The organism is Solibacillus sp. FSL W7-1472 (assembly GCF_037969775.1).
Classification (GTDB): domain Bacteria; phylum Bacillota; class Bacilli; order Bacillales_A; family Planococcaceae; genus Solibacillus; species Solibacillus silvestris.
Genome location: NZ_CP150208.1, coordinates 1,091,252 through 1,105,664, shown reverse-complemented (window position 1 = coordinate 1,105,664; position 14,413 = coordinate 1,091,252). Strand labels below are relative to the sequence as shown.

The window sequence follows — 14,413 nt, the reverse complement described above, 5'->3', positions numbered from 1 at the left end:
TTTTTCATTAGAATACAACAACTAAATCAGCTTTTTGTAACCTTGATTCGCTAATTCTCTCATTAAATAGCTGAATGTAAACTTCACTGCGCGGATTCGGTTCGTATTTCTTGAACCGGTTAATTGTAGTCGGTACGTGAGCGGTTCTGTGTCACCGATCTTAATGCCAACCCAGATTGATCCTGCAGGCTGTCCGTCATGATCACCCGGTCCTGCTGCTCCCGTCAACCCAACGCCGATATCTGTACCGAACTTTTCACGGACTTGTGTTGCCATTGCTGCTGCACATTCACTGCTGACGATGCCTTTTTCATCAAGCAGTTCACCGGAAACACCGAGGTGCTTAATTTTTGCTTCTTTCGTATACGTCACAACACCGCCGATTAATGCAGATCCAACACCCGGGATTTCTGCCAGCTCCGACTGGAACAGACCGGCCGTTAAACTTTCGGCAGCGGAAACTGTTAATTCATTTTCAAGAAGCATTTGCACAAGCTTGAAACCTAATGATTCATCATTTACGCCATAATAGTATTCTCCGACGATATCGAGAATTTCACGTTTCTTTAACTCGATTAGACGGAATGCCTGTTGTTCGTTTTGTGCTTTTGCCGTAATGCGCAATGTAACTTCACCATCTGAAGCAAGCGGGGCAACTGTAGGATTTGTCTGTTCCTCCAAAATACTCTGTATACGGGTTTCCAGATCTGCTTCACCGATCCCGTAAAAACGTAGTACATGCGATAAAATTACGCCGCCGTCATGTAAAAGTGCCGCAAGTTTTGGCTTCGTTTCATATTGGAACATCGGCTCAAGTTCTTTTGGCGGACCCGGCAGTAAAATATAAATGCGGTCATTTTCCTCCAAAAACATCCCCGGTGCCATCCCATGCTGATTCAACAAGACCTCGCAGCCATCCAGTACTAGCGCCTGTTTTCGGTTGTTTTCCGTCATCGGTCGTCTTTGCTTCGAGAAAAATTCCTCAATCGCAAACAGCGCCGTTTCATCAAACACTAACGTACGATTCAAATGCTTCGCAATCGCTTCCTTCGTCAGATCATCCTTTGTCGGACCTAAACCACCTGAGAAAATAATTACATCCGCGCGCTGTTCCGCAATTTTGATCGCCTCTAGTAGCCGCGCCTCGTTATCTCCTACAACTGTATGATAATAAACATTAATGCCAAGTTCCGAAAGCTGGCTCGAAATAAATTTCGCATTCGTGTTGGCGATTTGTCCTAATAATAATTCCGATCCTACCGCTATAATTTCTGCATTCATTCCTAAAACCCCCTAAATATCAATTACGCCTCGGCGGAATTGCAGGCACACAGGATGTGGGTCAGTCAGCCATTGTCGCACGACGCGACGTTTTTTGGCTGACTTCCATTCCTTTAAAAAATCTGTGACATCTACCAGAGGCTTTTTTACAGCAGTTGTTTTGGCAACTGCTGTAAAAATAAAGAAAACTAGATTAGAAAAACAGGCCGTCCAAAATGCACGGGCATCTGTTATGTCTTTTATGGATACTTATTACTATTACCTATCCTAAAAGAAATTCTAACCTAGTTTTAGAAATTTTATTTATTTTGAATCCAATAATGCACGACGGTTTATATAGAAATAATCCCATCCAGACCATACTGTAAAGAACAACGCTACATAAAGCATAATCATATCAAAAGGTATGCCAACTAATGTAAAAATCGTATTGTGTAAAATTAATGCAGAAATCGCCACGATTTGGGCCCAAGTTTTAATTTTACCAAGCTGGTTCGCCGCTACGACTTCCCCTTGTCCAGCTAAAATCAGTCGAAGTCCCGTTACCGCGAACTCACGCGAAATAATGATAATGACAATCCAGGCAGGTGCCAGGTCGATTTCCACCAATAAAATAAAGGCAGCGGAAACGAGCAGCTTATCTGCAAGCGGGTCCAAAAACTTCCCTAAGTTCGTCACTAAATTATATTTGCGGGCATAGTAGCCATCTACCCAGTCCGTTGCAGAAGCGAAAATAAAAATAAGTGCCCCGACAAAATAGTTCACTTGCATTTCCGCGCCAAACAGCGTCATATTCCCCCAACCGAAATCAAACATCATTACAATCACAAATAGTGGGATCAATAAAATGCGCGAGACTGTAATCTTATTTGGTATGTTCATTTGCTAACACCTTTCGTCTAAAGAAAAGAGCCATCTTTTAAGATGACTACTCTCCTTGTCCTTCATTCACTAACTTTAAAATCACGTTTTGAGAAACCATATCTTGTGCGTAAGCTAATTCTACATCATTTACGTAAACTTTTGCCACTTTTGAGTTTCCTAAGCGAATACGTGCATAACCGTTTGCCGTTGAATCATGTTCTACTACTTCTCCAGCTTTGTAGACACGTGCATTTACTTGCTCTTGGCGGTTTTCATTACGAATGCCAACCCATGTATCACCTGCTACTTCAACACGGATATTCAAGCTGTCTGTTCCCGATACTTCAAACGTTGTATCTTCACCTTGTACAACACCTTCACTGATCGTTTGAGCTGCTTCAGGCTCTTCTGTAACAGGTTCTTCAGGCTCAGTGTTTTCTTCTGTGTCTGCATCTGTGTTTTCTTCGCTGTCTTCAACAGGTTTTGTTGGTGTTGAATTAGGATTTTGTTCGTATTCAATCGGTTCAATATCCTCTTCTGCTCCATCCGGGGTACTGCCCGTTTTTTGAATGTAGAGAGTTGTAATCACGACAATGATGACAATCGCAAACAATGCGACGATCAACTTCGGCATTGCTTCATTCATTTTATTGCTCGATGTCGCTTTCATATTGCGGCGACTCGGACTTTGTGTGAATGATTGCGCGACCTCTTCTTTTTGCATTTCCGGAATATCTTTTCGATACTCAGTCAATACTTCATCCGCATCTAATCCAACTGCCTCTGCATATTGCTTAATGAAGGCACGTACATAGAAAGAACCAGGCATAATAGTATAGTTGCCTTCTTCGATTCCTATTAAATAACGTTTTTGGATTTTTGTGATGTTTTGTAAATCATCTAAACTATAACCTCTAGCTAATCTCGCTTCTTTCAAGCGAGCTCCTAGTTCCGTCAAAAAAAACACCTACTTTTAATATATTCAAATAATGCGAGCACATACTATGTACCCTCATATTTACTAAAAATCAAATCCGCCAAAATGGTCTGTACTTGATAACATATTATTCTTTTCAATAATTTCATATGTTATTTCTTCATCCGGCTCATGGCGCAATTCGATAATATAGTCAAAATCTTCTATTTTATATGATGAATGCTGTACGAACAGATCTGGATGCTCAATGACTTTAATCGTCGGCATACCCATGATTTCCCGAACTAACTGCTGGTGGCGTTCATCCGTCGAGCGACGTGTGACGGCACCGTCCATTATAAAAATATTATTCCCATTAAACTCATCGCCCATTAACGTATTCCGGACGGTTTGTTTAATCATAGTAGAAGAAATGAAAATCCATTTTTTATTCGCGCACACACTTGCGGCAACGATTGACTCTGTCTTTCCTACACGCGGCATTCCACGGATTCCAATTAATTTATGCCCTTCCTTTTTAAATAATTCGGCCATAAAATCAACTAAAATTCCTAATTCGTCACGTACGAACCGGAATGTATTTTTTTCATCCGCATCTTTCGGTATATAATGCCCATGCCGAACAGCCAACCGATCACGCAGCTTTGGCTCACGAAATCTTGTTACATTAATATTTTCCATTGTTGAGACGATTGAAATAAAACGCTGGATAGATTCTTCGTTTTCTGTAGATAACAGCATTCCGCGATGCTCCTCATCCACACCGTTAATCGAGACAATATTAACGCGAAGCATTCCTAACAGCGATGCAATATCTCCTAATAAACCTGGTCGATTCACTTGAATTTCATATTCAAAATACCATTCGCCCATTTTGTATCTGTCCCCTCATAATAGAAACGTATTTATTTCTTACAAGTTCCATCATAGCGGATTTTCTACCTATTGAAAAGTTAGAAAGCCACGTTTTTGTTAGTTTTCTTGAAATAATTTTTAAAAAAACCCGTTCTGGAAGTAACAATGTTGGACAATCATGCATTTATAGTTGGAGATTGGTTCAATTAGTAAATCATGCAAATATGTAAACCGAAAAAAATGCCGCTCACTTATGCAGTGAGTGACATTTTTTCGTATAGCCGATTAGTGTTGTGGCTTATTTTGAACGAGCTTCATAATACAGCTTGCAATTGCTTGCTTTTCGTCCTTTTCGGCAACAGACCATAAGTCTGATAACACACGCTCTTGCTCGTTTTGTGGGTCAACGTTTTTCGCAAGATATTCACCAATCTGAACTGCGGCCTTCTCAATCATTTTATTAGGCATGCCGCTTTCTTTTGCATCAGATACTTGTTTACCTAAGAAGCTTGTCCATTGTTCCCAGTTTTGTAAAAGTCCCATTTGCTTTCCCTCCTCTCGCACAATTAGTATGTGCGGATATCAGGAAATTATATGTACCAACCGCCATTAACTCGAATTATTTGCCCTGTCACATAATCTGCACGTCCGCTTAAATAAAAAGCCGCCATATTCGCGATATCGAGCGCTTCACCAAAAGATTGTAAAGGAATTTGACTTTCGATCATTTCGCGCTCCTCGGCATCAAACTTTGCATTCATCTTCGTATTAATAATTCCAGGTGCAATCGCATTAACACGAATGCCGCTAAACGCCGCTTCCTGCGAGTATGCTTTTACGAAACTGTGCTGAGCGCCTTTTACAGCTGAGTAGGCTACTTCGCCCGCTGCTCCGACATCACCCCAGATTGAACCGATGACAAGCACATAGCTGACTTTGTTCGCTCGTAATTTGCCCGCGAGCAGTGCGGTTGTTCGCATCGGATTTTGTACATGGACGTGCCAAAGTTTGGTCATTTCCGCGGCTGGTGTGTTTTCCAGCAAATCATAATATGCATGGCCGTTCGCATAAACAATCGCCTGTAAAGAATAAATTTGGGCGGCGATTTGCTCCGCCCCGGTGTCACTGCTGAAATCTGCTTTTACTGGTATAAACTCCTGATTCGGAAAGTTTTCGGTAAACGTTTGAAGCATACTGTCAATGACAGTATGCCCTGTGTGATAATGCAGATAGAGTGACCAGCCATCCTGTGCTAACTGCTGGCAAATCGCTTGCCCAATCGCACCGGAAGCACCGCAAACTAATGCAAACTTCTTCATTTTTGATCGCGCCCGCTAACCGGCATGATAGTAAACACCGTTTGTTGCTCTTCACCTTGAATCGTCTTAAATGCATTGACGATATCTTCGACTGTAATCCTCTCTAGCACCGGTACCACATCAAATAAGTTCATGTCGTTAAATTTATAACGAGTAAACTGGTTGGCGATAAATTCAATCGAATTCAATGCGCGCAGGAAGAAACCGATTTTTTTACGTTTAATACGTTCTACATCTTCAGAAGTGAATAAGTTCTCCTGTTCTGATTGTGCAAGCTTCTCTTTAATCAATTTGGCAAGCTGCTCCGGCTGCTCCGAATCAGAGCCGATCAGTGCAAAACCGTAGCCATTTTCCAATGAGAAATCATAGCCGTATGATTCGTCAATTAAGCCTTTTTCATATACATCTGTATAGAACGATGAAGCGCGGCCGAATAAACATTCAACGCCGATCTGAACAGCAAGCTCATGCTTCAGCATTTCTTCGCCGCTTAAATCAACCTGCTTCGCCTTTAATCCGACATACACTTTAGGTTTTTGGACATCCATATGAAGCACGCGCTCTTTTTCTGCGACATTTGTTGGTTCTTCATCAAACAAACGTTTTAAATCTGTCGGCTTCTGGAACGTCTTTTTGTTTTGGTTGTCTTCAATAAACGCCATCATTTCAACAGGATCTACTGCACCGATTACGAACAATAGCATATTTGATGGGTGGTAAAACGTGTTGTAGCAAGTATATAAATGCTCTGCCGTAATTCCGTCAATTGACTCGATCGTGCCGGCAATATCAATTTTCACCGGGTGGTTATGATACATATTTTCGATCGCGCCAAAATATAAACGCCAATCCGGCTGATCATCGTACATCGTAATTTCCTGTCCGATAATGCCTTTTTCTTTATTCACCGTTTCTTCTGTGAAGTACGGTTCCTGAACGAAATTCAATAATGTTTCTGTACTTTTATAAATATGGTCTGTTGCAGAGAACAGATATGCTGTGCGGGTAAATGATGTAAACGCATTCGCCTGCGCACCGACTTCACTGAACTTTTGGAATACATCCCCGTCTTCTTTTTCGAACATTTTATGCTCTAAAAAGTGGGCAATCCCGTCCGGAACAGTAACCGGTTCTGTTTCTCCGATCGGTACGAATGTACGGTCAATTGAACCATACTTTGTAGTGAATGTCACAAATGTTTTTGAAAAGCCTTTTTTCGGCAAAATGTATACGTCTAATCCATTGTTTAGCTGCTTGTAATATAATGTTTCATCTAGTTGCTGGAATTCAATTGTTTCCATGGATTACTCCCCCTTACCGCATAAGAAATACGTTGCTTCTAATTTAATATCCTGTGCCACTTTTTGCACATCTTCTTTTGACACAGCTTGCCAGCGTGCAGTCCACGTATCCAAATTAAACGGTTCGTCTAATGCTTTGTATTGGTCAAAAATTTCGATTTGGCCACGAGGTGAATCCAATGCTTCTTTTAACTGGTTAATAAGCATCGCCTTCGTTTGCGCCAATTCTAAATCGGTAATTTCTCCGTTTTGCATCACTTTTAACTGATCGGCAATTAGTTGGCGTGCCTTTTCTTCATTTGCCGGCTCAATACCTGACACGACAAACAATAATCCGTATTGAGAAGCGTAAGAACTTGATGCATAATAAGCTAAACTTTCTTTTTCACGGACATTCATAAATAATTTTGAATGGGCATATCCGCCAAAGATACCGTTGAAAATTTGCATGATCGGGAAATCTTTATCGCCAAATCGTACAGGTGTCGAGTACCCGATATGCAGTTTCCCTTGTTTCATTTCCTGCGTTTCTTTTGTATATGGTTCAACGTTTGCAGGAGTTGTATCTTCTTTTGTTGTCTGATGTGCATCGCGGTCAGCAAACGGGAATGCTGCTTTTAGCTGCTGCGTCATTTCTTCGATATTAATATCGCCGACAACGTAAATATCAATGACATCATTTGCTAGCATATCTTCATATGTTTTTGTTAATGATTGTGGTGTAATTGCTTTTACAGCTTCGATGTTTCCGTTTGCAGAAAATGATGCTGCGCTGTTTGGACGGATAATTTCTGTTAAACGTTTTTGTGCATAGCGTGACTTGTCATCAAAAATGGATTGGATACGTTGGATGACCATCTCTTTTTCGCGGTTGACAATTGATTCTTTAAATACGCCGTTTTCGAAGTTCGGTTTGAAGATTGCTTCATGGATCAGATCGATTACTTCATTTAATACATTGCCATGTGATAAATACTGGTCGTTTACTGTTTCGACATTTAATAGTACAGTATGCTCCTGACCGCGCTTTGCTGTGTCAAAATACAATACTGTGCCAAAAAGGTCATCTAAATAGCTGCGGTAACTTGCCGATGTTGGAAATTTTTCGTTGCTGTGCTGCAGGACATTCGATAATACTGTACGCTGTGCCGCTGTTTCTTCATTTAATGGTGCTCTCCATTTGATCGAAAAGTTCACCGTTTTGAATTGGGCGGTTTGTCGTATATGAAGCGAAACACCTTTCGCAATTTCGGTTGTTAAAAACAAAAAAACTCCTCCTGACTACCTCGTGAATATAAATATAAATGCTTCTTCTCTACTATACATGTGTTGCCTTCATTTGTGCAAAGTTATTATCCGTACTAAGTGTTCCCTAATTCGTGACATTTATGAATGAAAAATATCAACGGTTAAAAATTAAAAATATTTCTTTTTATAATAAAATTTCTAGACGCTTTCTGCGTTTATTAATGGAGTCCGTTATGCTGCGTTGCAGGGCACGCTTTCCTGGGGGCGTGGCTCCAACTAACTTGATGTTTGCCTCTACGGCGGCATACATCAAGTGGATTTTCCGCGCACGCTTAATCCCCTAGGAGTCGGACCCTCCACTCCGCACAACTATGGTTTTGTATGAAGTTTGGGCTGCTTATCTAATTCGTGGCAAGGTTCGTTAATTTTATTTTTTACTTTATAATGGTTCTTCTTTTTTACAGATCAAGGCTAATAAATTCCGCGGTTTCTACTTTTTCATGAATAGCTTCTACTTTAGCCGTAAAACTTTCTACTTTTTCCCGCAACTCGGTTAATAAAATCAACGCTTTCTACTTTTCGAGCGAGAAGTTCCACTTTTTCCTAAATAGCTTCCATTTTAGCCCCATAACTTTCTACTTTTCCTTTAAAAAACTCTACTTTCCCCTGAAAAGTTTCTACTTTAGATCCTGAACATTCTACTTTCCTCTAAATATTTTCCACTTTAGCCTCAAAACTTTCCACTTTCTCTTCAATCAGTTCTACTTTCTCCAGCAATTTGGCTATTAAATTCAGTGCCCACATTTATTCAACACCAAAAAACCGCCTGTACAAATCTACTTTGTACAGACAGTTTTATAATTAGCGTTTTCCTTTGATGTATGGAACGCCTGATGCTTTTGGTGCTACTGCTTTTCCTACGAAGCCTGCTAATGCCAGGATTGTCAGGACGTATGGCAGGACTTGCAGGATTACTGGTGGGATCTCTTGAATGTATGGGATATTCCCGCCACCGATACTTAATGTTTGTGCTAATCCGAAGAACAGTGCAGCACCTAGGGTACCAAGTGGATGCCATTTACCGAAGATCATTGCGGCAATGGCGATGAAACCTTGTCCTGCTACTGTAGAGCCAGAGAAATCACCAGATGATGTCATAGCCAATGAAGCACCACCAACACCTGCTAATGCACCGGAAATCATAACGCCGATATAACGCATTTTTGCTACGTTAATCCCCATCGTATCCGCTGCCATTGGATGTTCTCCTACTGATCGAATACGTAAACCGAATGGCATTTTGTAAAGAACAAACCATGCTCCTACCGCAACAACCAATGCGATAATTGTTGTAGAGTATACATTTTGGAACAAAAGCGGTCCTAAAAACGGTATATCGGATAAATACGGTATTTCAAAACGTTGTAATGGCGCTGAAACCATGTCTGTTTGACCTTTACCGTAAATTAATTTTACCAAGAATACTGTAATCGCTGCAGCAAGCATGTTCAGCGCAACACCTGTAACAGTTTGGTCTGCACGGAATGTTACGGCTGCAACGGCAATAATCAACGAGAAGATGGCCCCTGCCAACAACGCTGCCAATAAAGCCAGCCAAATGACGTTTTTCCCAAAATCAGCATAGTATTCAAGGTTTATATAAATACCTGTAAATGCACCGACAATCATTAACCCTTCAACACCAAGACCGATTACCCCTGCACGCTCCGAGAATAGAGCCCCGATACCTGTTAAAATAAGCGGTGTTGCGTATAAAAGGGCAGAAGGGACGATAAAGTATAACACTTCTAAAAAGCTCATGTTACTTGCCCTCCTTTTTCTTTCCGAATTTCTGTAAACCAACACGTAAAATATAGCCTGATGCTACGAATAAAATAATTACTGCGATAATGATCGATACGATTTCTTCCGGAATTCCAGCTTCGTTCGGCATGTTTAAAGAACCGTATTTCAGGGAACCGAATAATGAAGCCCCGAAGAATACACCGATTGGATTGTTTGCACCAAGTAATGCTACGGCAATCCCGTCGAATCCGATACCTGAAGCAGCTGCTTTAATCGATGCGTTCTGGTATGTTCCCAATGCTTCCATCGCACCGCCAAGACCGGCGAATACACCGGAAATTGTCATCGCTAAAATGATATTGCGGTTTACGTTCATACCTGCATATTCAGCAGCGTTTTTATTGAACCCTACTGCTTTCAACTCATAACCGCGCGTTGTTTTTTCTAAAATGAACCACATAACAACAACCATGATCAGCGCAACGATAATCCCTAAGTGAAGACTTGAATTATCTGTAATGTCACGTAACCACTGATTACGTAGTGTAGCGGACTCTAATACTGTCGGCGTTTTGAAACCGCCGTCTGATAATGATTTAATTGCAGCATTTGTTAAATATAATGCTGTGTAGTTTAACATGATCGACGCAATTACTTCGTGTACTTGAAGTTTTGCTTTCAGGAAACCGACGATAAATGCCCAGAATGCACCAGCTGCCGCAGCCGCTAGTAATGCTAATGGCAAGTGGATAATACGTGGTAATCCTTCAATTGCATATCCGACATATGCCGCTGCAAGCCAGCCCATTAATAGCTGACCTTCAACACCGATGTTGAATAATCCAGTACGGAAGGCGAATGCTACCGCAAGACCTGCTAAAATATACGGTGTAATTTGGCGAATTGTATTACCGATAGAATAAGAATCTCCGAAAATACCATTCCATAGGGCAGTATACCCATCGATTGCATCATAGCCGCTGACAACCATGATGATTCCGCCAACGAGTAATCCTAAAACTACCGAGATGAGTGGAACGAGCAGATTCACAACTCGATTTGACATTATTCGTTCCCCTCCTTAACTGCCTTTGCTTTACGTTTTTCACCGGCCATTAATAAGCCCAGCTCTTGTTCAGATGTTTCTTTCGGATAAACCGTATCGACGATTGTCCCGTCATAAATAACGGCAATGCGGTCAGAAACATTCATTACTTCATCTAATTCAAATGAAATTAATAATACGGCTTTTCCTTTATCACGTTGCTCGATTAAACGAGAGTGGATAAATTCAATTGCCCCAACGTCCAATCCACGAGTAGGAAGTGCTGCAATCAGCAGATCCGGATCACGGTCAACTTCACGGCCGATAATTGCTTTTTGCTGGTTACCGCCTGAAAGTGCACGTGCAGGCGTCATTTCGCCTTGACCTGTACGAACATCATACTCTTCAATAATTTTACGTGCTTTTTCGTTAATTTTCTTATAATCCATGATTGTGCCTTTTGAAATTGGCGATTTATAGTAAGTTTGTAGTGCGATATTGTGCCCAATAGGGAAATCCAGGACAAGCCCGTGTTTGTGACGGTCCTGAGGAATATGTCCTACCCCTGTTTCCGTAATTTCACGCGGTTTTAAACCTGTAATATCTTTGCCGCCTAAAGTAACTTTACCGCTCTTAATTTTACGAAGTCCTGTAATTGCTTCGATTAATTCTGATTGACCATTTCCGTCAATCCCTGCAATACCAACGATCTCACCACGACGAATCGATAAATTCAAACCTTTTACTTTTTCGACATCCCGGTAATCCGTTACAACAAGATTTTCGATTTTGAAGATTTCTTCAGTAGGGTTTGCTTCCCCTTTTTCTGTTTTGAATTCTACTTGTCGGCCTACCATTAATTCCGCAAGCTGATCCGGGTTTGTTTCGTTCGTTACGACTGTTCCAACCCCTTCACCTTTACGGATAATCGTTACACGGTCAGATACTTCCATAATTTCTTTTAGCTTATGCGTAATGATAATGATCGATTTGCCTTCTTTGATCAGAAGTTTTAAAATCGCCATTAATTCCGTAATCTCTTGCGGTGTTAATGATGCAGTGGGCTCGTCAAAAATAAGGATTTCCGCACCACGGTATAACGTTTTCAAAATTTCTACACGTTGTTGCATTCCGACAGAAATATCTTCAATTTTCGCATATGGATCCACATCCAGATTGTATTTCTTCGATAATGCAGCGATGTCTTTTGCGGCATCTTTAATGTTGATAGCTCCTAGTTTCGTAGGTTCGCTACCTAAAATGATATTTTCCGTAACCGTAAAGTTCTCCACAAGCATAAAGTGCTGGTGGACCATTCCGATTCCTAAATCATTTGCTTTGTTTGGATCTGTAATTTTTACTGATTCTCCGCGTACTTTAATTTCTCCGGCTTCTGGTTGATATAGACCGAAAAGTACATTCATTAAAGTCGATTTACCTGCACCGTTTTCTCCTAGTAGTGCATGAATTTCGCCTTTTTTTAACTGGAGGGTGATATTGTTGTTTGCTACGAAATTACCGAACTCTTTACGGATTCCTAGCATTTCAATCACGTATTCCAATAGACTCACTCCCTTAGGCTATTTATCTTTTAAAATTATTTTTATAAAATTAACACATGAAAGATTTTTGGTAAAATCTTTCATCTATCAATTTTCAGACGAATTCAACACTAAATAGGTCTTTTTCTTACCATTCTATGAAAATATAACGCTTACATTTCTATCAATACTAAATTTACTGAATTTTTAAAACGCGCGTTCACATTAGAAAATCATCATAGGGAATAATTCCCCTATGATGATTACCATTAAGAATTATTATTTATCTTTCGGTTTTTCTTCTGAAACTTTAATTTCGCCAGAAGCAATCTTCTCTTTATATTCTTCTACTTTATCTAATACTTCTTGAGGAATTGCACCACGAGAATCTGCTAAGCCAACACCGTCTTCAGCTAAACCGTAAACAGTTGTTTCACCGCCTGGGAACTCACCATTCTTCGCTTTTGTAGCGATATCCACTACTGCGTTGTTAACACCTTTTAACATAGAAGTTAAAGTGATGTTTGTAGAGTCATCCACTTGACCTTCTGCATATTGGTCAGCGTCAACACCGATTACCCATACGTTAGCATCTTTGTCTTTTGCTTTACGCTCTTTTGCTTCTGAGAATACACCGTTCCCAGTACCACCAGCAGCGTGGAAAATAATGTCTACGCCAGAAGAGTACATTGAGTTCGCAGCAATTTTACCTTTAGATGCATCATCGAACACACCTGTGTAGTTTACTTGAATTTCGATATCCGGGTTAACAGCTTTTGCACCTTCGATGAAACCAGCGTGGAAGCGGTTAATTACTGGAATATCAACGCCGCCTACGAAACCGATTTTGCCTGATTCAGACATTGAAGCAGCAACAACACCAGCTAAGAAAGCACCTTCTTGTTCTTTGAACAGGATGTTTGCTACGTTGTCAGCTTCAACTTCAGCATCGATTAATGCCAACTGTGCATCTGGATTGTCATTAGCGATTTCTTCAATTGCATCACCCATCATGAAACCAACACCGAATACTAAATCGAAGTCACGACGTAATAAGTTGTTTAAGTTTGTGTTGTAGTCAGCATCTGATTGAGATTGTAAGTAGTCGAAACCACCTTCACCTTTAGAAAGGCCGTTGTCAGCACCGAACTGTTGAACACCTTCCCAAGCTGATTGGTTGAATGATTTGTCATCTACACCACCAACGTCTGTTACCATTGCGATTGAGAAATCGCCAGAACCAGCGTCTGTGCTTGTTTCAGAACCAGAAGTAGAATCGTTTTTAGAAGTGTCTTTTGAATCAGTGCCCTCATCGTCAGTTCCGCATGCTGCCAAAATTGCACCAGTTGCTACTACAGAAGAAATTAATAAACCAAATTTACGCTTTTTCATTAATGAGTCCCCCTCAAAGGTAATTGATATTAGCAGGAATTAAATAATAGAAATTATTGTTCTACACCCGTTTACGTACTACATGGAAGCTGAATTTGTCAGCTCTGAAATAATTTTTTGAATAAAGAACAACACGATCATTTTCATCATAGTGAAGTTGCTTTAATACAAGCAATGCTGTTTCCGGCCCACATTTCAATATCGGTGATACTTCATCGTGGAAGCCTACAGGATCGATATATGTCACTGCATATGCGACACGGATGGATCCGGTTTGCTCTAAAGCCGAGAAAATAGAAACGTTTTGATTACTTATAAATTCTTTTGGCAGTAAATTTGCCGGTACTTTGTCCACACAGTAGACGACCGGTTCATTGTCTGCCGTTCTTACACGTTCAATCGTGATAACATTGTCATCAATGTCAGCTTGGAAACGTTCGACATCATCTTCCGTGGCTTTTTCTTCCTTCGCACTGATGAAGATTGTGCCTGGATTCATACCAGCGTTTTCAATCATAGATGATACACTCGATAAATGTTCAATACCTGACGTAAAGACCGGCTTTGGATTGACGAATGTACCAACACCATGACGACGGACAATAATGTTTTCTTCTTCCAACAGTCGCAGTGCTTCACGAAGCGTTGCACGACTTACACCTAATGTCTTTGAAAGTTCGAATTCTGAGGGTAATTTTTCGTTCTCACGATAGGTCCCTTTATCTATATCTGACTTCAAACGATCAATAACTTGTAAGTATAAATGACGATGATCTGCTTTAATTGTCAATTAGTATCACCACCATAACATAGAGATCAGACAT

The 14,413-nt window shown here is 40.6% G+C and carries 13 protein-coding genes; all 13 read right to left on the bottom strand.

The window, feature by feature from the left end:
* Positions 1-21 precede the first annotated feature (21 nt).
* The 13 genes from MKY07_RS05290 to MKY07_RS05230 all read right to left on the bottom strand — a co-directional run bounded on the left by MKY07_RS05290 (position 22) and on the right by MKY07_RS05230 (position 14,379).
* Positions 22-1,281, bottom strand: coding sequence for a competence/damage-inducible protein A (locus tag MKY07_RS05290; RefSeq protein WP_339264002.1), 1,260 nt, complete (start codon positions 1,279-1,281; stop codon positions 22-24).
* Positions 1,282-1,584: 303 nt separating this feature from the next.
* Positions 1,585-2,163: a CDP-diacylglycerol--glycerol-3-phosphate 3-phosphatidyltransferase gene (gene pgsA / locus MKY07_RS05285; protein WP_008403198.1), complete on the bottom strand. Its 579-nt coding sequence runs from the start codon at positions 2,161-2,163 to the stop codon at positions 1,585-1,587.
* A gap of 46 nt (positions 2,164-2,209) precedes the next feature.
* On the bottom strand, positions 2,210-3,112 hold the full coding sequence (locus MKY07_RS05280) for a RodZ domain-containing protein (RefSeq protein ID WP_231918688.1): 903 nt from the start codon (positions 3,110-3,112) through the stop codon (positions 2,210-2,212).
* A 54-nt stretch (positions 3,113-3,166) separates the two neighbouring features.
* Positions 3,167-3,955 (bottom strand): DUF3388 domain-containing protein, encoded by a 789-nt coding sequence (locus MKY07_RS05275; protein WP_008403200.1) that lies wholly within the window; start codon positions 3,953-3,955, stop codon positions 3,167-3,169.
* Between the two features lie 267 nt (positions 3,956-4,222).
* A complete protein-coding gene (locus MKY07_RS05270) occupies positions 4,223-4,480 on the bottom strand; it encodes a DUF3243 domain-containing protein (RefSeq protein WP_008403201.1) in 258 nt (85 codons plus the stop codon).
* Between the two features lie 47 nt (positions 4,481-4,527).
* Entirely contained in the window at positions 4,528-5,256 is a 729-nt protein-coding gene (locus MKY07_RS05265) for an SDR family oxidoreductase (protein ID WP_339264001.1), read from the bottom strand.
* Positions 5,253-6,557 carry a pitrilysin family protein gene (locus MKY07_RS05260; protein WP_339264000.1) on the bottom strand — a complete coding sequence of 435 codons (1,305 nt, stop codon included), beginning with the start codon at positions 6,555-6,557 and terminating at the stop codon, positions 5,253-5,255. Before MKY07_RS05260 ends, MKY07_RS05265 begins: the two co-directional genes overlap by 4 nt.
* A 3-nt stretch (positions 6,558-6,560) precedes the next feature.
* On the bottom strand, positions 6,561-7,823 hold the full coding sequence (locus tag MKY07_RS05255) for a pitrilysin family protein (protein ID WP_339263999.1): 1,263 nt from the start codon (positions 7,821-7,823) through the stop codon (positions 6,561-6,563).
* An 843-nt stretch (positions 7,824-8,666) separates the two neighbouring features.
* Positions 8,667-9,626 carry an ABC transporter permease gene (locus MKY07_RS05250; RefSeq protein ID WP_014824453.1) on the bottom strand — a complete coding sequence of 320 codons (960 nt, stop codon included), beginning with the start codon at positions 9,624-9,626 and terminating at the stop codon, positions 8,667-8,669.
* A gap of 1 nt (position 9,627) precedes the next feature.
* A complete protein-coding gene (locus MKY07_RS05245) occupies positions 9,628-10,677 on the bottom strand; it encodes an ABC transporter permease (protein ID WP_008403209.1) in 1,050 nt (349 codons plus the stop codon).
* On the bottom strand, positions 10,677-12,218 hold the full coding sequence (locus MKY07_RS05240; RefSeq protein ID WP_014824454.1) for an ABC transporter ATP-binding protein: 1,542 nt from the start codon (positions 12,216-12,218) through the stop codon (positions 10,677-10,679). Before MKY07_RS05240 ends, MKY07_RS05245 begins: the two co-directional genes overlap by 1 nt.
* Before the next feature lie 258 nt (positions 12,219-12,476).
* The gene (locus tag MKY07_RS05235) at positions 12,477-13,589 is read right to left on the bottom strand and encodes a BMP family protein (protein WP_008403211.1); all 1,113 of its coding nucleotides are present in this window, start codon (positions 13,587-13,589) and stop codon (positions 12,477-12,479) included.
* Positions 13,590-13,650: 61 nt separating this feature from the next.
* Positions 13,651-14,379, bottom strand: a complete 729-nt coding sequence (locus MKY07_RS05230; protein ID WP_014824455.1) for a GntR family transcriptional regulator — start codon at positions 14,377-14,379, stop codon at positions 13,651-13,653.
* Positions 14,380-14,413 lie beyond the last annotated feature (34 nt).